This is a genomic window from Streptomyces sp. NPDC005784 (assembly GCF_042871525.1).
In the GTDB taxonomy this organism is placed as follows: domain Bacteria; phylum Actinomycetota; class Actinomycetes; order Streptomycetales; family Streptomycetaceae; genus Streptomyces.
This window is the reverse complement of the sequence record NZ_JBIAIQ010000054.1, coordinates 21,469-44,184: the sequence shown is the minus strand read 5'-3', so window position 1 is coordinate 44,184 and position 22,716 is coordinate 21,469. Positions and strand designations below refer to the sequence as shown.

17 protein-coding genes and 2 pseudogenes are annotated in these 22,716 nt (G+C 68.2%); 9 read left to right on the top strand and 10 right to left on the bottom strand.

What is annotated here, in order from left to right; translation table 11 throughout:
• The 8 genes and pseudogenes from ACFYR3_RS41795 to ACFYR3_RS41760 all read right to left on the bottom strand — a co-directional run.
• Positions 1-377: pseudogene (locus ACFYR3_RS41795) on the bottom strand (phospholipase); the annotation flags it as partial.
• A gap of 141 nt (positions 378-518) precedes the next feature.
• Positions 519-851 carry an integrase core domain-containing protein gene (locus ACFYR3_RS41790; RefSeq protein ID WP_389287453.1) on the bottom strand — a complete coding sequence of 111 codons (333 nt, stop codon included), beginning with the start codon at positions 849-851 and terminating at the stop codon, positions 519-521.
• Positions 852-918: 67 nt separating this feature from the next.
• Positions 919-1,008 (bottom strand): annotated as a pseudogene (locus ACFYR3_RS41785) (hypothetical protein); the annotation flags it as partial.
• Positions 986-2,191, bottom strand: a complete 1,206-nt coding sequence (locus ACFYR3_RS41780; protein ID WP_389287451.1) for an IS110 family transposase — start codon at positions 2,189-2,191, stop codon at positions 986-988. The pseudogene ACFYR3_RS41785 and the gene ACFYR3_RS41780, both read right to left, overlap by 23 nt.
• A gap of 303 nt (positions 2,192-2,494) precedes the next feature.
• Entirely contained in the window at positions 2,495-3,058 is a 564-nt protein-coding gene (locus tag ACFYR3_RS41775; protein WP_355854529.1) for a Uma2 family endonuclease, read from the bottom strand.
• Between the two features lie 389 nt (positions 3,059-3,447).
• Complete coding sequence (locus ACFYR3_RS41770; protein ID WP_389287448.1) at positions 3,448-4,692, bottom strand: SWIM zinc finger family protein; 1,245 nt, start codon at positions 4,690-4,692, stop codon at positions 3,448-3,450.
• Complete coding sequence (locus ACFYR3_RS41765; protein WP_389287455.1) at positions 4,689-7,526, bottom strand: DEAD/DEAH box helicase; 2,838 nt, start codon at positions 7,524-7,526, stop codon at positions 4,689-4,691. Before ACFYR3_RS41765 ends, ACFYR3_RS41770 begins: the two co-directional genes overlap by 4 nt.
• A 106-nt stretch (positions 7,527-7,632) precedes the next feature.
• The gene (locus ACFYR3_RS41760; RefSeq protein WP_355854421.1) at positions 7,633-9,876 is read right to left on the bottom strand and encodes a plasmid pRiA4b ORF-3 family protein; all 2,244 of its coding nucleotides are present in this window, start codon (positions 9,874-9,876) and stop codon (positions 7,633-7,635) included.
• A 323-nt stretch (positions 9,877-10,199) separates the two neighbouring features.
• Here ACFYR3_RS41760 and ACFYR3_RS41755 point away from each other — a divergent pair, with 323 nt between their 5' ends.
• Positions 10,200-10,703, top strand: a complete 504-nt coding sequence (locus tag ACFYR3_RS41755; RefSeq protein ID WP_389287446.1) for a hypothetical protein — start codon at positions 10,200-10,202, stop codon at positions 10,701-10,703.
• Positions 10,704-10,789: 86 nt separating this feature from the next.
• Here the strand turns inward: ACFYR3_RS41755 and ACFYR3_RS41750 are convergent, their stop codons facing one another.
• On the bottom strand, positions 10,790-12,112 hold the full coding sequence (locus tag ACFYR3_RS41750; RefSeq protein WP_389287444.1) for an XRE family transcriptional regulator: 1,323 nt from the start codon (positions 12,110-12,112) through the stop codon (positions 10,790-10,792).
• A 352-nt stretch (positions 12,113-12,464) separates the two neighbouring features.
• On the opposite strand from ACFYR3_RS41750, the gene ACFYR3_RS41745 reads away from it, so the two are divergent.
• From ACFYR3_RS41745 to ACFYR3_RS41715, 7 genes are all read left to right on the top strand, one after another.
• Complete coding sequence (locus tag ACFYR3_RS41745) at positions 12,465-13,688, top strand: methyltransferase domain-containing protein (RefSeq protein ID WP_389287442.1); 1,224 nt, start codon at positions 12,465-12,467, stop codon at positions 13,686-13,688.
• A 128-nt stretch (positions 13,689-13,816) separates the two neighbouring features.
• Positions 13,817-14,533, top strand: a complete 717-nt coding sequence (locus tag ACFYR3_RS41740) for a uracil-DNA glycosylase family protein (protein ID WP_389287440.1) — start codon at positions 13,817-13,819, stop codon at positions 14,531-14,533.
• Positions 14,534-14,674: 141 nt separating this feature from the next.
• A complete protein-coding gene (locus tag ACFYR3_RS41735; protein ID WP_389287437.1) occupies positions 14,675-15,409 on the top strand; it encodes a nucleoside 2-deoxyribosyltransferase in 735 nt (244 codons plus the stop codon).
• 171 nt (positions 15,410-15,580) lie between these two features.
• Positions 15,581-17,365 (top strand): AMP-binding protein, encoded by a 1,785-nt coding sequence (locus ACFYR3_RS41730; RefSeq protein WP_389287435.1) that lies wholly within the window; start codon positions 15,581-15,583, stop codon positions 17,363-17,365.
• Positions 17,362-18,498, top strand: coding sequence for a beta-ketoacyl synthase N-terminal-like domain-containing protein (locus ACFYR3_RS41725; RefSeq protein WP_389287433.1), 1,137 nt, complete (start codon positions 17,362-17,364; stop codon positions 18,496-18,498). The genes ACFYR3_RS41730 and ACFYR3_RS41725 overlap by 4 nt, the downstream gene beginning before the upstream one ends.
• A 20-nt stretch (positions 18,499-18,518) precedes the next feature.
• Positions 18,519-19,463, top strand: a complete 945-nt coding sequence (locus tag ACFYR3_RS41720) for a beta-ketoacyl synthase N-terminal-like domain-containing protein (protein ID WP_389287431.1) — start codon at positions 18,519-18,521, stop codon at positions 19,461-19,463.
• Between the two features lie 41 nt (positions 19,464-19,504).
• Entirely contained in the window at positions 19,505-20,506 is a 1,002-nt protein-coding gene (locus tag ACFYR3_RS41715) for a thioesterase domain-containing protein (RefSeq protein ID WP_389287429.1), read from the top strand.
• Between the two features lie 75 nt (positions 20,507-20,581).
• Here the strand turns inward: ACFYR3_RS41715 and ACFYR3_RS41710 are convergent, their stop codons facing one another.
• On the bottom strand, positions 20,582-20,977 hold the full coding sequence (locus ACFYR3_RS41710; RefSeq protein ID WP_389287427.1) for a hypothetical protein: 396 nt from the start codon (positions 20,975-20,977) through the stop codon (positions 20,582-20,584).
• Positions 20,978-21,479: 502 nt separating this feature from the next.
• On the opposite strand from ACFYR3_RS41710, the gene ACFYR3_RS41705 reads away from it, so the two are divergent.
• Positions 21,480-22,697 (top strand): RNA-guided endonuclease InsQ/TnpB family protein, encoded by a 1,218-nt coding sequence (locus ACFYR3_RS41705; RefSeq protein ID WP_389287425.1) that lies wholly within the window; start codon positions 21,480-21,482, stop codon positions 22,695-22,697.
• Positions 22,698-22,716 lie beyond the last annotated feature (19 nt).

Genomic DNA, 22,716 nt, shown 5'->3' with positions numbered 1-22,716 from the left:
CCCGCCTCCTCGATCTCCTCCCCCAGGTGGTAGTTCTCCTGTTCGCTGAACTGGAACCGATCCAGGTGCGAGCGCCACACCAGCCCCTTGACGACAACACCGCGGCGTGCGGCGTCGCACAACACATCGCCGATAGCGCTCTCCGGACCGTCCAGCACCTCGTCAGGGTCACCCCGCCAGTCCGTGAACATCAACATGTCGCCGGCCCGCTGCGCCCGCACGGCCGCGAGCAACTCGGCGAAGTACACCGCCCCATGTACCAGGGGGCGGACGTCGTTGCCCGTGGACCACGCCGCACCGTCAGCATGACGGCGGTCCACCCGCGACGCCGGATTCCCCCGCTGAGCGGCGGTGAGCAGCCAGTCGGCGCGTTCCACGTGACAGTCCTTCCAGCCGACGGCCCTTCCGGGATCTCCTGGTAGATCCGTTACCCCCAGAGCGCGCGACCACGCGATTCCTGCTCCGCCAGTCCTGCGGAGACCTGTCAATCCCCTCGAATTCGAATCGTGGAGACCTTCCTATGCAGCCAGCCCCGCACCGAGGCTGGCCCAGTAGTCGTGTTCGTAGTCGATCGGGCTCTTGAAGCCGCACACGCTGTGTAGCCGACGGCTGTTGTAGAAGTCGGTGATCCAGGTCGCGATCCGGATCCGGGCCTCGGTGCGTGTGGCGAAGGCGTGCCGATGGACGTACTCGACCTTCAGCACGCCGTTGAACGCCTCGCTGACGGCATTGTCGAAGCACGAGCCGACCCGGCCCATGGACCGGAAGACACCACGCCGGCGACAGGCCCGGCGGAACCTTTGAGAGCCGTACTCGCTGCCGCGGTCCGGGTGGAAAATGACACCGCGCACGTCCCCGCCGCGGGTCGCGGGCGGCCATGTGCAGAGCGGCGACGACCAGTTCGGCATCGTAGCGGGTACCCATCGAATACCCGAGCAGGCGGCGGAAAAACATATCGATGACCGTGGCCAGGTACAGCTTGCCCTCACCGGTTTCGATCTCCGTCATGTCCCCGCACCAGACAAGGTCGAGCATCCCGTGAAGTCGCGACGCACGAAGTCCGGGGCGGCCGGACTCTCCGCCGTGCCAGAGACAGCAGTGCCTGCTTGTGCCCCTTCCCCTCAGCGCGCTTGCGGTCGTAGTACGCCCGTGACGCTGGACACGAGCGCAGACTGGCCATGGAGGAGAGGTAGAAGGCCCGTAGGAGACCGCGGTGGTAACGGCGGGGCCGGCGCATGTTGCCGCTGACGCGGCCGGAGTCACGCGGGACCGGGGAGAGTCCGGCGAACGCGGCCAGCCGGTCGGCAGTCCCGAAGACTTCCAGATCGCCGCCTGTGGCGGCGACGAACTCCGCGCCGAGCAGGGCGCCCATGCCGGGCAGACTACGAATCACCTCGGCATACGGGTGTTCGTGAAACCGGGCCTCGATGAGGGTGTCGAGCTCGGCGATCTCCTCTTCGAGGGCCATCACCCCCTTGGCGAGACGGGCCACCATTGAGGCGGCCAGCTTCTCGCCGGGCAGCGCGGTGTGCTGAGCCTGGGCCGCCTCCACGGCGATCTGAGCAAGGGCGGCAGCACCCTTGACCTTGCGGTTCTTCAGCCAGGTCTCGATGCGCCTGGCACCGCTGCGCCGAATCGCGGCCGGCGTCTGGTAGCCGGTCAGCAGGAGGAGGGATCCCTTGTTCGTCAGGCTCAACGAACGCTCCAACGCCGGGAAGATCTCAAGGAGTTGTCCTCGCAGCCGGTTGACCTGCCGGGTGCGGTCGTTGACCAGATCGGTGCGGCGCCTGACCAGGATCTTGAGGTCGACGGCTATCTCGTCGCCGGGCCGCAGCACGCCGAGGTCCTTGCGCATGCGGGCCTGGTCGGCGATGACGAAGGCGTCCTTCGCGTCCGTCTTGCCCTGGCCTCGGTAGGCGGCTGACGCCTGGTGGACGGCGAGGCCGGTGAGGTAGACCATCGGCTGGCCGTGGCTGATCAGCAGGCCGATGAGCAGGGCGGCTCCGCCGTGGTTGATGTCCACTGCCCACAACGCATCCTCGGAGAGCGCGAGGACATCGCCGATCAGCTCCAGCAGAGCGGACTCGTCGTTCAGGACCCGCCGCGACAGAAGGCGCTCGCCTTGCGCGTCGACCACTACGCAGTGGTGATGTTCCTTGCCGATGTCCGCCCCGGCCCAGATCTCGGGCACGGCCACCTCCGCCAGCTCGTCGTCACAGAAGCCCAGCAGACGACCTCGCCGACGTTGTCCTACACAGCGATCGAGTCGCGTATCCCAATTAGCGGTCGAGTCGTCGCGGGGCTCCGGGCGGCCAAGTTCTTTGAGCCATCAAGCGGCGACAAGCTCACAGCCATACCCGGAACCCCCGGGTCCGACGATCTTACGAATGACCGTCTCAGACCCACGCTTGGAAGGTAGGACAAGCTAAGGGGGTCACCTCAGTTGGTAGAGGCAACGGTAGGGGCTCTGGAAGGGGGACTGGCAGCTTGCCCGCTACTGGCGGGCAAGCCCGGCCGGGTCGATGTCCACCGGGAACGGTGCGCGGATCCGGGTAGTGGCGCCGGCGAGGGCAGTGGTGGTTTCCACGTACCGACCTGCCTGCAGCTCGCTCACAATCAGCCGCGGCGCCGGGTCGAACTCCAGGCGCCAGAAGTGCGGGATGGCCGCCTCGGCATAAAGCAGGGGCTTGAACTTGCGGTCCATCGTCTTGTTGCCCGGGGAGACGAGTTCGACCACGAGTTGAACCGCGTCCGCGTCCACACTGACGATGTCCTCGGCGGTGGCGCCCGCGTCGGTGACTACGAGGTCGGGCACAACCAGGCCGGACGGCAGGATCACGTTGATGGCTTCGAGGATTTCCACCGGTGTGCCGGCAGCGCGAGCCGCTGCGTCGAGAATGACGTGGAGCCGGAAGGACGCCCGCTGGTGGCGGATTCCGGGAGCGGGCGACATCACCAGGGACTCTCCGAGCAGCTCATAGCGGGTCGTGCGGTCTTCGGGCAGCGCCAGGACGTCGGCAATGGTCCAGGGCCCGGTGTGGTCCGTGGCAACGCTCATGTGCTCCACCTCCTCCAGATCAAGTGGCATTCCCAGTGTGACCCGGGCGCGGCGCCGCTGTCTTCGGCCAGGCGGCGAGTGAGGGCTTCTCATCGTAAAGGGGTGGGTACGGGGCGGCTGCTGTACCGGAGCCCGCGCCCTGTGCCCGGTCCCTTCTCGCGCCGACTCCGTCCAACGCTGAGCGCGAAGCCCCGCCCGACGCGCAACCAGGAGACGTGCAGCGCCGATCCCCGAGTCGCACCGCCCGTCCCGCCCGTCCTTTTTGTCTTCTTGTTGTCTTCTTGTTGTCTGGTGTGGTGTGGGGGTGTGCAGAGGGGGATGTCAGCTCCCCGACCACGGTCGAGTGACATGTGGGCTGAGCCAGCGGGTTCACGGGTCTGTCGTACATGTCACCTCTCGGTCTGCTGCCAGACGGAGGTGAGTGCCGTGACCGGGTCGGGGTCGGCCGGCGCTGCTGGCCACCAGTCACCGTCGTCATCCTGGAGATAGGGGTACCAGCGGGCGTCGGGGCCCAGGCGCAGCTGGATGCCGTGGTCGGTGAGGGTGAGGCGGTTGCGCCAGGCCCTGAGGGCGACCGGGGTGGTGGTCATTTCGGTGAGGGTCTCGGTCAGGGCGGTGCGGGCGGCTGTCATCGCCGTCGGGTCGGGGGTGCGGGGCTGTTCGGCGACGGTGACGCCGGTCGGGCCGCCATACCGCCAGGCGCGGGTGAGGCGGGCGAACGCGGTCGGGTTGGCACCGGTGTTCTGGATGAGGTGGTGGAACCACTCGGGTCCGCAGTTGCTCGCGGCGATCCGCGCCGCGTCCTCGTGCTGGGACAGGTGCAGGCTGGTGGTGTCGCCCGTGAGCAGCCCGGCGGCGCGTGCGGCGGTGTCCGCCATGAGGCGTTCGAGGTCCGCGGTGGACAGACCGGTGCCGAATGGCGGGGCTACGGGCAGTGCGGCGGTGTGGGGGGCTGGTTCGGGGAGTTCCGGAAGGAGCGGAGTGTGTTCGGCCAGGGCGGCCCAGGCTGCGTAGGCGCCGGCGGCCGGGAGGCCGGCTGGGGCCGGTGGGGTTGAGGTCGCCCGGGCCGCGGTACGGCGGGCGCGCAGCTGGGCGAGGACCTCCTCCCGTCCGCGGCCGCGGAGGGCGAACACTACGAAGGGGTCGGCGTCGATGGTGGAGGCGATGGCGTAGCAGAGCGCGGCGGCGTGTTTGCAGGGGTAGCCCCAGTCGGGGCAGGAGCATTCGGGGTCGAGTTCGGTGGGCTGCGGGAGCAGGGGGACGCCGGCGTGGCGGGCGTCGTCCACGAGTTCGGCGGGCATCTCGCCGTCGAGGAGTGCGGCGAGATGCCCGGCCCGGGCCGCGATGGTGTCGAGGAGGGTGTCCCACTGTGCGTCGATGAGGACGGGCAGGTGGACGGCGGAGCGGTAGGGGCGGGGCCTGCTGCCCTGGACGGCGGCTTTGACCTGGCCGGGGGCGATGGTGACGGGACCGACCATGCCCTGGCGGGCGTAGGTGCGTCCGCGGGACAGGCGCCCCGAGTCCAGGGTGGAGTCCTCCAGGGCCGTCACCCATGCCTGGCCCCACCAGGTCGCGGCGAAGGCACGCTTGCCGCGGGTGGGTGCGGGGCGCGGGCCGGGGAGCGAGGGACTCATGACTGCCTCCCCAGGGCGACCAGTTCGGCGAGATCGTCGTGGGACAGTTCGGTCAGAGCGGCCTCACCGGAGCCGACCACGGAGTCGGCGAGCGCGCGCTTGGATTCGAGAAGCTTCGCCACCTTGTCCTCCACGGTCCCCTCCGCGAGGAGTTTATGGACCTGTACGGGCCTGTCCTGACCGATGCGGTAGGCGCGGTCGGTGGCCTGGTCCTCGACGGCAGGGTTCCACCAGCGGTCGTAGTGCACGACATGGGTGGCGCGGGTGAGGTTGAGGCCGGTGCCCGCGGCCTTCAGGGAGAGCAGGAACACCGGCACTTCGCCGCGCTGGAAGCGTTCCACCATCTCCTCGCGCGCGGTGACGGACGTGCCGCCGTGCAGGAAGAGGGTGGGGACGCCTCGTTCTGCGAGGTGTTTCTCCAGCAGGGTCGCCATCTGCTTGTACTGGGTGAAGACCAGCACCGACTCGCCTTCGGCGGTGATCGTGTCGACCAGTTCGTCGAGAAGCGCCAGTTTGCCGGAGCGGCCGTGCAGCGGTGTGGACTGGCGCAGGTACTGGGCGGGATGGTTGCAGATCTGCTTCAGCGCGGTGAGGAGCTTCAGGATCAGGCCGCGGCGGGCGATGCCTTCGGCTTCGGCGATCGCCGCCATGGTTTCGCGGACCACCGCCTCGTACAGACTTGCCTGCTCGGCGGTCAGCGGCACGACACGGTCGGTCTCGGTCTTGGCGGGCAGTTCGGGCGCGATGCCTGGATCGGACTTCCTGCGGCGCAGCAGGAACGGGCGGACGAGACGGGACAGCCGTTCGGCGGCCTGTGGGTCCTCGCCCGACTCGATCGCGCGGGCGTGGCGGTCGCGGAAGGCGGAGAGGGGGCCGAGGAGTCCGGGGGTGGTCCAGTCGAGGAGCGCCCACAGTTCGGAGAGGTTGTTCTCCACGGGAGTGCCGGTGAGGGCGACGCGGGCGCGGCTGGGCAGGGCGCGCAGTTCGCGGGCGGTGACGGCGTAGGGGTTCTTGACGTGCTGGGCCTCGTCGGCGGCGACCAGGGACCAGGCGGTCTCAGCGAGGGCTTCGCGGTCACGGCGCAGCACTCCGTAGGTGACCAGGACGATCTCGTCGTCGGCGAGGTCTTCGAGGTGGCGGTCGCCGCCGTGGTAGCGGCGCACCGGCGTGACCGGCGCGAACCGGGCAGCCTCGCGTTGCCAGTTGCCGAGCAGCGAGGCGGGGCAGACGACGAGTGTGGGGCCCGCGGTGGCGGGATCGGTCTGGCGGTGCAGGTGCAGAGCGAGCAGGGTGATGGTCTTGCCCAGGCCCATGTCGTCGGCGAGGCAGCCGCCGAGACCGAGCTCACACATCTCGGCCAGCCAGGCCAGGCCCCGTTTCTGGTAGTCGCGCAGCGTGGCCTTCAGTGCGCTGGGCTGCGGGGCGGGGGTGCGGGTTTCGGGGTCGCGGATGCGGGCGACGAGGTCGCCGAGTGCTCCCACCGCCGCGCAGCGAAAAGTCTCCCCGTCCCGCTCCATCTCACCGGTCAGCGCGGCGCCCAGTGCCTCCATGGGGGCGAGCGATTCCATCCGGCGGCGCCTGGCGCGGGCCACCAGCTTCGGGTCGGCGACCACCCACTGGTCGCGCAGCCGGACGAGGGGGCGGCGCGTCTCGGCGAGGGCATCCATCTCGGCCTCGGTGAGCGGCTCGCCGCCGAGCGAGAGCTGCCAGCGGAAGTCGAGGAGGGTGTCAGCGTCGAGCCTGCCGCCCGCGCTGGAGCCGGGTGCGGTGCGTTGCCCGATCTCCGCGGTCGCGGTGAGTGCCTTGACAAGCTCGCGCGGCCAGTGCACGTCGACACCGGCGGCGCGCAGCGTGTTGGTGGCATCGCCCAGCAGGTCGAACGCCTCGTCGTCGGTCAGCCGCAGCTGGTCCGGAGCGGCGTCCTTCAGCAGCCGGTCGAGCGGTGGCCAGACGTGGGCGCCGCGGCGCAGTGCGAGCAGCGTCTCGGTTTCGGCGCGCGGGCCGAGCAGGCGCTCGGTCGCGGCCGGCTCGCTCCACAGCTGTGCGGCCTCCACGACGAGCGCCGGATCCGCAGCGGTGTGCAGCTGGAGGACGGCCCGGAACTGCCGACGGCGTCCCTCGGGTACGTCGACCCGCAGCGAGACCCTGACATCGGCGGTGAACGCGGCGGCGGTCTCCTCGGCCCACTCGTGCAGGACGGGCACGGCACGCGTCTCGCGCCAGGCGTACGGCAGGGCTCCCATGGCGAGCGGAGCGGCGGGGGTGCGGACCAGCTCGTCGGCGACCGCGTCGCAGAACCGGCGTACCAGCGCGCCCGGTTCGGTGATCCGCAGTGGGGCCGGCCCTGGTTCGGGCAGGCAGTGGCCGTGGGGCGGGAAGGTGGCGGCGAGGGCGTCCAGCGTCCGACGCTGGGCGGCGGTGAAGGGGCCAGCCTGCCAGGTGTCGTAGCCGGCGGGGGTGAGGGCCGGGTGGAGACGGCCGTCGGCGAGCAGCCGGAGCGCGAAGCGGGCGGCGGCCTGCCAGGCGGCGGCGGACGGGTGCGGCGGCTGTGCCCCGGACAGCGCGGCGACAGCGAGGGCGACAGGCAGCGCGTAGCCCTCCGCCTTGCGCCGTCTGACCGAGCGGCCGTGCGGCAGCACGAGCTCCGCCGACTCGGCCTCGACGCCCGCGGGCGCCATGCTCTCGGCGGCGGCTGCCCCGGCGGGCTGCCAGAGCAGCAACCGGCCGAGGCGGGCGGGCTCACCGGGCAGGAACACCGCCGCCCAGCCGTCGTCGAGCAGACTCCGCGCCCAGGCAGCCGATTCCGGTGCGGCCAGTGGCGGCACGCTCCTCATACCCGTGCCCTGCTCCCGTACGAGGACTCGTGCCACTCTTTCGCCTCACCGTCGTCCAGGCGGCCTTCACCGCGCCTTCGTCCACCAGCAGGTTCCGACGGTGCTGTCACCGGCGGGAGTGGGCCTTGTTCGCCGCGGTACGCATGCGTTTGGCCAGCCGCTTGTCGACGCCGCGCAGGCCCTCACCCAGTTCGGCGAGCACGTGGGCGGTGGCTGGGTGCTCCACTCGCCACAGCTCGTCCACCCGCTGTTCGAGCGCCTCCGGCGCCGTGTTCCAGTTCTCCAGGAAGCCCCGGACCAGCTCCTCGGTCTCCCCCGCACCGGCGAGGATCGACAGCCCGTCGATGAGCAGCCACAGTCCGGCCTCCTCCGCCCGCGCCGGGTCCACGGGTGCTTCTGCCCCAAGGCGCGCGCCCAGGGTCGCGGTGGCCACCTGCCGGCACCCCTCGACGTCGGAGTCCGCCGCCTTGCGCAGCACGCGCAGTGCCCTGGGATCGTCGAGATCGGCCAGCACCAGTTGGGCCCCGGCGCGCTTCGCCGCTGCCTCGTGGCCAGCTCCCGCGCATGCGTCGAGCAGCCCTACCGCGGCATCGGCCGCCGAGCGATGGTCCAGCCACCCTTCGACCTCCCGGCGCATCTCCTCGGGGGAGTAGCCCAGGAGTCCCTGGAGCAGAGCGCCAGCGTCCGCTTCGGCGTACTCACCGAGCAGGGGGGCGGGCACACCGCACTCCATCAGGTAGGCGCGGAGCCCGTAGCGGCCGAGTGGGGTGAGCCGCATGCGGTGCCCGCGCTTGTCCTCCCACGACCGGTCCGACGCCGCCGTCGAGGTTCCCGAACCGCCGTCCAGCTCATGTCCGGCCATGGCGTTCAGGAGTGTGCGCAGAGTCTCCTCGGCTGAATCGTCGCCGTCACCGGGCTCGTACTCCACCGCGCCCAGCAGGGCGAGCCCTTCCCCGAGCTCCCGGAAGGACGCCGCGAACAGCGCTTGGAAGAGATCGAACTCCGGCCCGTTCTCCCCCGCTTCGCGGGCCTGCGCGCGCAGGTCGTCGACATCCATCCAGGCGTCGTCCGGGGCGTCGTACAGCAGGCCGACCAGCCCGTCGGCGATCTCGGCCGTCAGCTCGCCCAGCTCACCGTGCCACCCGCCCAGCACCCCCGTCTCACCGATCTCCTCCAGCAGATCGCCCATCGTGGCAGCCCAGGACTCCAGAAGGTCCTCACCGGTGAAGTCGGTTGCCGCGCCACCCCACGCGCGGCCCCCGCTGACCGTGATCATTCCGCCATCCACGGCGAGCCACCACGGATCATCGAGAACGGCCACGTCCTTGGCGCTGCGCACCGATTTCAACGCACGAGCCCGCGCGACGGCATCGGCATACGGCGAGTCGTCGCCGGCCAGCTTCCACAGCCGGAGCTCCTCGACGGCCTCACGGGCGAGCGCGGGCCGCAGCACCCGGCCGGCGGTGACCTGCCGTCCCTCGCGGCACCAGGCGGCGAGCCGCAGCGCCGCGTCGAAGAGCGGAACACCCCGCACGGCAGCGACAAGGTCCTCCTGCGGAGCCAGGGTCACCGGGCGCAGCACCGGCGCATCCTCGGCCGGTCCGTCGACTCCGGCATCGACCAGATCACCCACCCCGCACTGCCCGCAGGTACACAACGCCACGTCCTTGGCGGTCAGCCGACGGACACCGCCGCGCCCGGCCCGATCACCGGCCGGCGGCTTCGCTCTACCGGACACCGTGTCCGGCGTCACCTGGGCCAGCCGCGCGGTGATCCCGTCCCGGTCGAAGGCCGCCGGGTCGTAACCGGCCGCCCGCAGCCCGGCGACCAGCTCACCGTACGGGCCATCCCAGGCCCCGTCCGGGGTGTCGAGCAACTCCAGCACCTCGGCCAGCCCCGACACGCCGCCGATGTCCTCGGCCGGTGCGTCGGCGCGACGCCCGCCGACGCAGCGCACCGTCCGCTCCGCGCCGACCGGGCGCGGCAGTGTCTTCTCCAGCGTGATCCCGTGCTCCCAGTCGTCGCCGAAGTCGTAGACGTAGCGCAGCCGTGCTCCCTCCTCGGCCAACACGTCGCCGAGCGCGATGGTGTCCTCGTCGCCGACCCCGCGGCCGAAGCCGAGATCGATGTCGGTGAGCCGGGCCGTATCGCCGTACCCCCGGCCGAACTCGTCGGTGAAGAGATGCAGATGGCCACCGTGCCATCCGAAGGCGACCTGGATGGCGTCGTGCAGCGTCCCGAGCGGGGTGTCGGACGGCAGCACGAGGCGCCGCCACAGGGGCGGTCTCGTGCCGTGCAGCACGATCTTCAGCTGGAGATCGGACGGGGCCGTCTTCCCGTCTGGCCGCATCTGTTGCTCCCACCGCACCGGGGCTGCTCGAACGGCCCCATCATGGCGCGGTCTGTGTGCCCAGTTCAAACCCGGTTGCGGCGGCCACCGTCCTTGTGCGTAGACACGGTGTCGATGCCGCCCGCAGTGGATGTCCTGTGTCCTCGCGATCTTTCGCGGGCAGCGCAGGCGCTCGGGAGCCCACGGCCCTACGGCCACGGTTGTCCCAACCCTCGGCATGTGCAGACGCAGCTTGAATCCTCCCCAGCTAAAGCAGGGGATTCCTGGCTCACGCTGCCTGCGGGTCAGCGACCCAAGGGCGTAACCACCGAGTGCTGGCGGCCGTGGAAGAAGTCTGGGCGGCCGACTCGGCCGTCCTCGCCCACCAGCACGCCCACCAGCACGACCTGCCCCCTCAGCAGATCCTCGCGGCAGCGAACCTCATAGCCATCGCCGACGACCTTCATCAGGACGTCTCGGGCGGGTTGTGCTGGCTGTCCGCCCAGCCCAAGCCGAGCGCAGCGACCCGGCTTCCCGAAACGCTGCTCCAGCAGGCGCGCGAACTCATCCTCCCGGGCGACTGGAACGCATTGCGCCGCACTCCTGCTGGGCACGTCCTCGTCGAGGAGCACTGGGCGGCCCGGCGTAAGGCCCTGGCCTGGCAGCGGACCGCCCTCGAAACGGCACCACACACTGACGCGGACGCCGTCCTGCACGCACTGCTGACCGCACACCTTCGCCTCGCGGACGAAACCCCCAACGGCATTGCCTGGCGGCTGGCCAGAGCGATCGCTCTGGCTCACACGAAGCCACGTCGCTCGGTGAACCGTGCCCCGAGGCAGCCATGAATCGCCCTACCTCGCGGTTCTGCTCGCTCCTGGAAATGGAGCAGGCTGGACGGGGCAACCAAGGTAACGGCGCTCGGCGCATTGGATTACGCGGCGACCTGGTACAGCAGTTCGGTCACACCCTGGGCATCTCGATATGCCTCAAACGACGGGACAAGGTCGCGTACGAGGGCGGCGCACCGTGGGGCACCGATGCGCTGAGCAACCTGGAGTGCCTCGAGGGCAGCTGCGGCCGCGCGTTCGGGCTCTCGCAGGTCGAGATGACTGCGGGCCTGGTACGTCAGGAAGACGCCGCGGGTTTTGTCGCGGCTTGGCGGCAGCAGTTCGTGGCCCTCACGGATCAGCTGGTGGGCGCGGCGAGTGTCGCCCAGGTCGAGGAGTGCCTGTCCCGAGTCGACAGCCAGATCGGCTGGGGACATCCAGGCGCACCACGCTGGCACGGGCTCGCCGGACGAGGCGTCGAGGAGATGTTCGGCTGCGGTGAGAGCCCGCAGCGTGGCGCGCCGCTCGCCCTGTGCCGCGAGCGCTCGCGCGAGCCGAAGCTGGAGCAGAGACTGGGCAGCTGGGTGCCGGGTGCCGGACAGGGCTCGGTCGAGAATGCCGGCGGCCGTGCGCGGATCGTCCCGCCAGGATGCCTGGTAGGCCAAGTCCCCGAGCAGTGCCGCACCCATGTCGCGGTCTCCTCCGGTGTGGGCGCTGTGCAGGCCTGCGATCCAGTACTGGCTGGCCTCGGCATGGAATCCGTGGTCGAACCGGTGCCATCCCACGGTCTGGCTGAGACTCGCGGCGAGCGCGTGAAGACGGACCTTGATCGGCAGACTGTACCGGCTTTCGTCGATGATGTCCGTGACCGTGGTCAGGAGCGCGTCCAGCAGGGGCGCGGTGTGTTGACGCTGATCGGTGGCCTGGAATGTCAGGCGGGCGCTGGTCTCCTCGAGCAACGCCACCAGGTCTTCTCCGACCGTTTTGGGGCCGCGCGAGGACTCGCCTGTGAGGGCCTGAGCGCCGCTCGACGACCAAGTGCTGGCCAAGGCGAGCAGGGCGGTGCTGGAGACACCTGTCAGAAAGCTGCGGCGGGAGTTCATGGTCGTTCGCAATGCCTCTCGGAGGGCCGGGACCGGGCTGGCTGGACCGAGCGGGATCACTATGCCGCCGACTCCCGGCAGCCAGTTCGGCCACGAGCCGGGGTCAATGGCCTCGGCCGGGATGCCCAGCGCTTCGGCGATGTAGGTCTGCGAGTCGGCATCGGGCGTAACGCCCCGCGCCTCCCACTTGTAGATGAGCTGCTTGGTCGCACCCGACCTCAGTTCGCGGCGCGCAGCCGCGTCGCGGATCGCCCGGGCGAGGTCAACCCCGGTCATCCCGCGCGCGATCCGGGCCCGCGCCAGAGGGTGCATCGTCTCTGCCACGGAGTCATCCAATCAAGCGCGCCTGCGCTGAGCGTAGTCGCGAGCCAGCCGGGATTACCGCGAGATGACCGTCAACTCCTGCCGAAAACAGCACATTTGCTCGACACTCAATCACCTTGGCGATCCGGTGTCGAACCAATGGCGGCATCCCGCAGCTAGAACCACTCACTCCTCTATCCACGAAGGACTCTCATGGATCTCCGTTCCGTTCCGCTGCCGTCCGGGGCCGAATTCCACGAACCCAGTCTCCTCATGTCTCATGCCTGATCACCCGCTTGGCTCTGCCAACCAACAGGGGGCGCAGTGCCGCCGAGGGACAGAGGCCCACATGAGTCCGAACAGTACCTACTGGATGAACTACGCCATTAGCGTTGCACAAAGGGCGCCGCAATCAGGCCGGCGGGTCGGCGTTGCGCTCGTTTCTGAACACGACGAGTTGATTTGCTCCGCCTTCGAGGGAGAAGTGCGCGGCGCATCCTGGTATCGCGCTCTGCGGAGCAAGATTCAAGAACTCGGAACACCCAGCGCACACAGCGTATATCTGACGATCAACACCCTGTCAGTGGACTGCTCGTTTGAGCTCGGCGAGCTCTTGAAGGAAGTGCGCATCGGCAGGGTCTATGTCGGTTTGCCAGACCCCGCGTTGACGAGTTACCTCGACGACGATCCCGTCACTGCACGAGGTCTCACACACCGCTTCCCCGACGATTTGCAGCGCGAGATCCTCGAGCAGAACCGAGATTTCTACGCAGCGAGCGAGCAAAATATCGAGTGCAACCCCCACTACTCCACACATCGCATTAGTGAAGCCGTCTCCAGTCGGCTGCAGTCGAGCGGGTTCATGCTTTCCAGGAGTGATGTCAATGAGAACAGGGGGAGGGCCGCGCTCGCTTCTCTGATCTGCCAGAGGTATGGAATCGAGTACGAAGAGGCTGATCGCACCGTAAACGACGTATTATCCGAAGCGTTTGACGCGAAGTACGGTACTTATGATTACGCTTACGACGCTCGCGCCGCCAACTTGAGGTGGCCCGACGACTTCAAGTCGGTTTACGGGAGGTCGTCCACAAGGTCTTTGTCTACGGTCAACATCCTCAACGTCGGCGTCGGAGCCGGCTACGAAGCGGCAGCTTTGTTTTCAGATTGCTCGCAGATCACCTTTGTCGATATCGCGGAACGTGGGCTTGCGAATATAAGCGAACGCATTCCCACGTCGAGAACGGTCGTCTCCAGCGCCGAAGACCTGTCTGCTCTGCCAGAGAAAAAATTCGATCTGTATGTCTCCTTGAGAACGTACAACTCGTCGTTCTTCGGCACGTCCGCAGCGGCCTCAGAGGCGCACAGAGTACTGAAGCCCGGCGCAGTGATTATCGTCTCCGTAGCCAACGGATTTCTGTATACTCAGCGAGGCTGCGTTGTCCCGGGACTGATCATCCCCGGCACTGACTTCGTCGACATCTATCGCGGGATGGACACAGCCCATCTGATTGGCGTGGAGCTTGATCGTATCGGATTCAAAGACATCCGAATATTCCCAACAAGTACCGAGATTTACCTGTCGGCTGTCACCGCCTAGCGTTTCCACCGCCTCTCCGGCCGGCCACGTTCATGAGGTCCCATCAGTTCTATGGGAGGACTGAACCGCGGGCGGCCGGGCGCGAACGGACTATTCAGAGTGGCCAGCGTGAAGGAAGGACTTCTGCAATGAATGGGCGAACAACTGTTGCCGGTCGGATCCTGCAGTTCAACGAGGAACTTGCGGAAACGACGCTTGAACTTCCCCCCGGATTCGCGGTCATCAATCCGTTCAACGGCCCTCAGAAGGAGCGCGTCCGGGAGGTGACGACTGCGTTCTACAACAAGTACTACGACGACGATAAGCCGCGTCGTCTGGTACTGGGGAGCTCGCCCGCACGACGCGGAACGGCCGTGACCGGGGTGCCGTTCGAAGACGCCAAGCTCCTCGAAGACGAAACGGGAGTCGATGTCGAGGGCTATGCGGTGAGCGGGCCTTCCGCCGGGTTTCTGTACGACGTCATCAGCCGCTACGGGGGCCGCGGCACGTTCTATTCCGACTTCGTCATGAGTTTCGTGTGCCCCCTTGGCCTGGTGAGAACGAACTCCAAGCGAAAAGAAGTCAACTGCAACTACTACGAGAACAAGAAGCTGCTGGAACTCCTGGGCTCTTTCCTCATTGACGCCCTGGAACGCCAGCTGGAATTCGGAATTGACACCTCCGTGTGCTACTGCATCGGCAGTGGCGAGAACTTCGCGTACCTGTCGAAGGTGAACGAGGGTCAGCGCTTCTTCCGAGAGATCGTGCCCCTGGAGCACCCCCGTTTCATCACCCAATACAACGGGGGCAGGAAGGAAGAATTCGCCGAAAAATACCTCGGCGCCTTCCGTGGAAAAGGCGATTAGTCGTTGCGTCGTCCGGAACGCTTGCCAACCTCTCAGCTGAATAGATGAAGGTCTTAGATCCGAACGTGCTCGACCGGGAAGAAGGAGAGCAGTACATTGGCGGCAGAAGGCAGGGTCCTGGTCCACTTCGACTCGGAACGCGTGAGCGTCTACCGCTTCCAGAGCGGCGAGCTGAAACTACTCAAAAGGGAGCGGCTTGCGTTCGAAGACATCCGCGCGCGCGAGGTGCTGGCAGAAAGAGTGGGCGAGTTCTGCATCGGGCTCACGGAGTTCAGCGAGGTCGTTGACAACAAGACCACGCGCCTGCACGCCACCGGGGTCTTTCAGCAGCTCCCGCAGTCGGAAGCAGCCGCACTGGTCAACAGCCTCTATGTCGACACCGGCCTCTACTTCAACATAGTCGGGCCTGAGCTGGAGCAGTTCTACCGGGAAGCGGGCATGTCCGCGTGCGGGTCGAACGAAATGATGGAAGGTCTGACCCGGCGGGAATTTCGGAATGTTGTCGTCTGCGGCAGCTTCCAGCAGTCTCTGGGGTACATCGAGGACGTCATTGCCAGTCTGCGCGGGAGCGGTACCGCGGTGCTGAGCCCTCCTTCCACGAGGGTCAAGCCAGAGACCGTGGGTACCGACTTCATCCTCTTCGACTATCAGGATCTCCTGAAGAACGAACGCGACACGTGGCGGCACAAGTACGTGCACCTGGACGCGTTCAGGCAGGCCGATGCTGTGGTCGTATGCAACCCCGGCGGCCGCGTTGGAAAGGGAACCATTTTCGAGCTCGGCTACATGTCCGCGCTTTCCAAGAGGGTCATCTTCACGGAGGAGCCCCAGGATGTTTCTGTCCTGTTCCCCTGTGAGGTCGGCCTGGAATCTTGAGCGTTCCTGCCGAGTGCTGCGGCACCCTATTCCGCTCTTCAATCCCTGACCGGATGCAAGCGGCGTTCCGGCGAAAGGATCCGGGGCGGGAGCAGGTCTCTGGCTCACTCTCGCTTTCTTTCTAACCAGGTCTCACTTCTCGGCTACGAAGATACGGAAAGGACCCCAGCGGTGCGCGATGCAGAACCCATCGATTCAGTCCTCGACTGGCTGCGAGAGATCGTGGCGTCTGTCCTCGAAGTCCAGAAGGAGGACATCGAGTCCGGTGCCCTGTTCTACGAGGAACTCGGGATGAGCTCCCTGGAGAAGGTCGCGATCACGGTCGCGATCGAGCGCGAGTACGGAGCCCTGTCCGCTGAGGAAGCGGCAGCCCTCACCAGCCTGGACGCCGCGGTGCCCGTGCTCAGCAAGCGGGCGACAAGCCTCCGCGGGGTCGACCTGCTCGACCACCTGGTGGCGGGTCATGTCTCCGCCGGCCGGGGCGAAAGGATCAGCTACCTCGACCCCCAGGCGGGGGAGATCACCTACGCCGCCCTCCTGGAGGCGGCACGTGGGTACGCGGGCGCACTCAGGGCAGCAGGCGTGCCTGAGGGCGCCCGCGGCCTCCTGGTCGCCGACGACTCCGTGGCGACCGTCGTAGCCGTCCTCGGCCTGTGGTGGCACGGCTGCGTCCCCGTGGTGATCAGCCCGATGCTCAAGGACGACGAAGTCCGCTACATCGCCGAGAACTGTGCCGCCGCGATGGTGCACCTCGACGCAGCCCCCACGCGGCAACGCGCCCTGGAGGAGCTGTTCGAGACGACAACCCAGTTCGCCGGCGCTGACGTCCTCGCCGCTCTGGCCACGGCCGAGCCCGGCCCCGCACGCCGCCCGCAGAACGTCGGGCCCCCGGCCGCGTGGAGTGCAGGGCGTGAGGCGCTCGTGCAGTACACCTCCGGAAGCACCGGCATGCCCAAGGGAATCCGGCACTCGGCGGGAGCGATCGCGGCCATGGCCGACGGCATCGGCACCGTACTGGCGCTGACTCCCGAGGACACCGTGCTCTCCAGTGCCCGGATGTCCTTCGGCTACGGATTCGGCAATTCCGTCCTGTGCCCTCTGGCGGCCGGCGCCCGCGTTGCACTCATCCGCGGCACGGTCGACGTCCACTCACTCACCGCCGCTCTGCAACACCACCAACCCACCGTGCTGTTCTCCGTCCCACGGCTGTACGCCGCGCTGCTGAACGCATCCGAGACGGCGACGCTCGCCTCCGACTCCGTGCGGCTGTGCGTGTCGGCGGGCGAGAATCTGCCCGCTCCGCTCAGCGAGCGGATCCGCACCGCCTTCCAGGCCGAACTGCTCAACGGTCTCGGCGCCACCGAGGTGCTCTACACAGTCGTCGGCACCCCGCCGGGAAACGAGCGTCCGGGCACCTTCGGGGTACCGGTGCCCGGGATAACCGCGACCATCCGCGCTGCGGACGGCACGCCCGTCGCCGACGGGGAGGAGGGCCGACTCCACATCGCCGGCCCGACCGTCGCCCTCGGCTACATCGGCCGCCCGGAGGCCGCAGCGGCCACCTTCTCCGACGGCGGCGCCTACACCGGCGACGTGGTGCGCCACGCGCCGGACGGCACGTTCACCCATCTCTGCCGCGCCGATGACCTGCTCAACCTGGGCGGCTACAAGGTCTACCCGCGTGAGATCGAGAGCGTCATCCGCGGCGCTGACGGGGTTCAGGACTGCGTGGTGGTCGGCTGCCGCGATGGCGACGGCCTGGAGCAGGCCGTCGCGTATCTGGTGGCCCGGCCGGGATGCGACACGGCCGTGGTACGGCGCGCGGTGATCGCCGCGATCCGTAGCGGTCTCGCCGCCTACAAGCGGCCCGCCCGCCTGGAGTTCCTCGACGAGCTCCCGACCACTTCAACCGGCAAGCTGGCCGCCTTCAAGCTCAGGAAGGCGGCACGATCGTGACCTGGGACATTACGGGCATGGCCGCCGTCGCCAACATCGGCGCCAGCCCCCAGGAGATATTCGCCGCGTTGTGCGCGGGCCAGGAGAGCCGCAAGCCTCTGCGAGCGTTCGACCCCGACAAGTACAGGGCGGGCTACGCCTACGAGATCGACGACCGGCCCGAGGGCGGTGGCGACATCCCACGGCGCGCCACCCGCTGGCTCACTACCGCGGTTCGCCAGGCAGTCGCTGACGCGGGCCTGGGCGAGGACCTGTCACAGGTACCCGTTCTGGTCGGGACCACCATGCGCGAGCAGCGCAGCCTCGAACTGTGGTGGCGTGATGACGCGGACGTCGCCCTCGAGGACCTACACTTCGGCACCGCCCTGAAGGAAGCCTTCGGGGCGTCCACCACGTACACCTTCGCCAACGCCTGCTCGGCCACCCTGTACGCGCTCGGCATGGCCACCGACATGATCGAGCTCGGCATGGCCGACACGGTCGTCGTCGCCGGCACCGACGCCGCCACCGAGAGCGGCTTCGGCACGCTCGACCGGGTGCAGAACGACATCCCCGACGCGCTCCGCCCCTTCGACACCACGCACAAGGGCATGCTGATGGGCGAGGGCGCGGCAGCCGTCGTCGTCCAGCGCACCGGCACCGGGAACGGCCCCGTGCACGCCCGGGTGCGCGGTGTAAGCATGAACTGCGACGCCCACCACGCCACCGCGCCCGACCCCGACGGCATCACACGCGCGGTCCAGGACGCCTACAGCAGAGCAGGGGTACGGGCGGAGGACATCGACCTGGTGATGCTGCACGGCAGCGGAACCCCCCGCAACGACCTGACGGAGTCGAGCGTCCTGAGCCGCATCTTCCACGCCGCCGGAACGGATCCGCGGATGACCGCCATCAAGGCGATGACCGGCCACACCCTGGGCGGTTCGGGACTCCTCAGCCTCCTGATGGCGGTGCTCGCCATGAAGGAAGGGACGGTACCCCCGGTCCTGGGACTCACCGACCCGATCCCCGAGGCCGCAGGACTGGGCCTGGTGCAGGGCGCCCCCGCAGCCGCCGACCTGAGCATCGCTCAGATCGATGCCTTCGGCTTCGGAGGGATCAACGCCGTCGCGATCGTGGAGGCAGCCCGGTGAGCGGGACGAGTACCGCACGGATGAGTAACCCGGGCGCCCCGGAGGTTGTCGTTACGGGCATTGGACTGGCGCTCCCGGGTGTCGCGACGTACGGCGACCTCCTGGGACCGCTGCCCGGCGAGGGCGGCTTCGACCCGGCAACCGGACTCGGCGGACGCGAGATGCGCCATAAGGACCGTGCGTCCCGGCTCGCCCTGCGGGCTGCCGAGTCCGCCCTCCACGACGCGGGCCTGACCGACGCCTACGCCACGTTCACGGGCGTGGCTGACTCGACCGCCGTCGTGGTCAGCACCAACTTGGGCAACTCGGACAGCGTCTGCGAAGCCACCGACACCATCGCCAGGGCAGGCGTCAGGGGCCTCAGCCCGTTGGGCCTGCCGCAGACATCAAGCAATGTCATCGCCGGCTGGATGGCCATTCGCTACGGGCTGCGCGGCCCCAACCTCACCGTCTGCAACGGCGTCACGAGCGGTCTGGACGCCCTCGCCTGGGCCCGCAACCTCATCTTGGCCGGGCGCGCCGAAGCAGTCGTCGTCGCTGGCGTCGAACCAGCCAATGACGTGGCGACAAAGCTGCTCGGCAAGCAGTCCCCCGACGCGGCGGTCGCGATCGTCCTCGAACCAGCGAACGCAGCTGCTTTCCGTGGCGCACGGCCGCGCGCCACGATTGCCGGGTACGCACGGGCCCGGGATCTCGCCGCGGCGCTGACCTCCGCCGGTGTGACGGAGGAGAAAGCCGTCGGACTGTGGCTCGTGGACGAGGCGGGTTCCGGGGCGGGCCAGCTGCTCGCAGCCACGCGCCGGATCGACCTGGAATCCCAGCTGGGCCCGCTGTCCGGGGCACTGGGCGTCCTGCAGTGCGCCGCCGCGGCTGCCCATCTGGAGAGCGACGCCACCGGGAACGTGGTCGCCTCGGCTGGAGGCCCTAATCACGACGCGGCAGCCGCCCTGCTGCTGACCCCTTGACCGACCAGTCGTCCATCCACGTAGGAACCAGGGGAACTCCAATGACCACTACGTCCGTGAACATCGAGGACCTCCGCGCTCTGATAGCCGGCGCACTGGAGATCGAACCCGAGGAGGTCACCGACCAGGCGCACTTCTCCGACGAGCTCGACATCGACTCGCTGCTGATGCTCGAGATCTCCACCCGCGTGGAGACCGCGTTCGACGTCCCGGAGAACACCATGGTCGCCAGCGGTGCTGGCACCCTCGCCGAGCTGCACGCCTTCCTCATCTCGAACCTCGCCGATAAGGCATCCGCCCGGCCGGTCATCCGCCCGAGGCCGCTGAGCGACCCAGCTGTGCGCCTGTTTCTGTTCCACCACGCCGGCGGCTCACACCTGCTCTACCGGGGCTGGGCGAAGCACTTCCCCCAGGACTGGGAACTCTGCCTCCTGGAAGCCCCTGGCCGAGGCCAGCTGGAGACCGTGCCGCTGATCGACGACTGCGACCGGCTGGTCGACTACTTCCACACCGCGATCGCGCCCCTGCTCGACCGGCCCTTCGGATTCTTCGGCCACAGCATGGGCGCACTCATCGCCTACCAACTCACCCACCGGCTCCACCACGAGGGGGGCCCGCTCCCAGACTGGCTGGGTGCGTCCGCCTACGGCGCCCCGCGAGGCGAGGCCGACGCCGACGGCCGCCCTCACCTGATGCCCGACGACGAACTGCGCAGCTGGCTACGGAACGTCGGCGGCAGCACACCGCAGCTCCTCGACGACGACGCCGTCTGGCACAAGTTCGCCCCGGTGGTCCGCAGCGACTTCAAGCTCCTGGACACCTGGGCTCCTCCCCGCGACCCCGAGCCGCTGCCCGTTCCGCTCTCAGTATTCGGGGGCCGCGGCGACACGCTGATCGGCGAGGACCATCTGCTCGCCTGGCGAGCGTTCACGACGCACTTCCACGGGCTCAAGAGATACGAGGGCGATCACTTCTACCTGATGAACCACCAGCAGCATCTCGCTGCCGCTATCACGGCCGCGATGCGTTCCGCCGCCGCTTGAGCTCGCTCTTACCACCACGCCACCCGCTAGATGATCAATTCAAGGGGTGCCTGCGGAGGGAGTGGAGGTGGGCCCTCAGGCGTCGGGGTCGACTTCGGGGTGCGTGTACCGCACGGGCTTGCCCAGCGACTTGGCGTAGACGATTTCGTCCCGGGTGCTGTCTCCGATGTAATCGCCGACAACGAGCACCTCATCAGCGAGCCGGATCTTCGACCGGTGCAGTTCGTCGAGTCGAATCTTCAGCGCCTCAGCCTCGACAGGATCGGACCAAAGCTCGTGCGCCGACTTCAGGTCGCAAGCCGGCTTGACGACAATCTTTGCGGGCCGAGCGGTGGTCTCCCGCAGCTCGGCCTCGGCCATCTCTGCCATGAAACGGGTGGAGCCGCAGATCACGACGATATCCGGGAGACTCAGCTGCTTCTTCGCATCAGCGAGTTTCGCCTCGGGGGTGGTCAGTTGCAGGGATGGCACTGGTTCCTCCTGGTGGTGCGGCCCGAGGGGAGCCCGCGGAGACGAGAACGAAGGTGTCCAAGATCGTCTTACCGCGAACGTCGGGGACACCCTCGCGCCAGCACCCTATGCGACGAGCATCCCGACCTGGTCGCCCACCGATCGGCCCTCCGCCCCGCCTGTGCGATGCCGAACTGGTCACCCGCGCCACGGCAAGCCGACGTCGGTTACCGCGTTCACCGCCTTGATCAGCCGAGTCGCGCGGCAGGGAGCCGCGTTGTCGGCTTGGTTGGCCGGTCTCCTGCCGGCAACTGGTGGCGGTACCGGGTCGGGCTCGGGTACTGCGACAACCCGAACGGGGGAGGCGCAATCAGATGACCGCATTGACCGGGTCTCTTGAGCGCAGGCCCCGTCCTTTAGGGCGGGGTTAGCTCATCGTGCCGGAGCCGCGTAGCGGCGGAGTTCGCTGCGTTGTCAGTGGCCCGCGCTATGTTGATCAGATCAGTTGGAGGGGGGTGTTCCGATGCGGTCGGGCCGCAGGTACCGGCTTGAATTGACGGCCGAACAAGCCGCGCAGTGCGAGGAGTTCGCGAACGTGTGCCGGGCAGTGTGGAACACCGGCCTGGACCAGCGGCGCCAGTGCCGCAGGCGCGGGGCGTGGATGAACTACGCGCCGCAGTGCAAGGAGCTGGCCTACGCCAAGCGTGAGCACGAGTGGCTGAAGGCCGCCCCCTCTCACATTCTCCAGCAGACCCTTAAGGACCTGGATCGGGCCTGTCGGGACCACGGCACGTTCAAGGTGCGGTGGCGGTCGAAGGCACGCTGGTCCCCCTCGTTCCGGTTCCCTGACGCCAAGCAGATCGCCATGGAGCGGCTGGGGCGGAAGTGGGGCCGGGCCAAGCTCCCGAAGTTGGGATGGGTCCGCTTCCGCTGGTCCCGTCCTCTCGGCGGTGAGATCCGTTCCGCGACCGTGTCCCGCAAGGGCGTCCAGTGGTTCGTGTCGTTCCTCGTGGACGACCAGGCCGTCACGCCCGAGTGGCATGCGGTGCCAGGCACGGCCGTCGGTGTCGACCGCGGGGTGAAGAGTGCCGCTGTCACCTCCGACGGCGAGTTCTTCGACCGGCCGTTCATCATGGACGGCGAGGCCGTACGGTACCGGCGGCTTCAGCAGCAGCTCGCCCGAACGAAGAAGGGCAGCGCAAACCGGCGCAAGACGATCCACGCGATGGGCCGGATCACGAGCCGGATGGTCGACCGGCGCGGGGACTTCTGCGCGAAGACCGCTGCGCACCTGGCGGCGAAGAACGCTCTCGTGGTCCTGGAAGACCTCAAGATCCGCAACATGTCCGCCTCGGCCTCGGGCACCCTCGCCGAGCCGGCCCGGAACGTCGCGGCCAAGCGCGGTCTGAACCGGGCCATCCTCGACAAGGGATGGCACCGCCTCGAACTCGCCCTCACTAGCGCGGCCCGCTATACGAGCACAACGCTGGTGAAGGTCAATCCCGCGTACACGTCGCAGCGGTGCTCCGCCTGCGGCTTCGTATCGGAAGGCAACCGCGAAAGCCAAGCGGTCTTCCGATGCAAAGCCGCAGACTGCGGGCACGCAGAGCACGCCGACGTCAACGCGGCCAAGAACATCCGACACGCGGGCGGACAGCCCGTGTCAGCCTGTGGAGACCTCGGCGCTGGCCGGTCCGCGAAGCAGGAACCCGGCAGCCGGGCGACCGGCCAAGCCACCTGAAAAGGGAATCCCGGTCCTT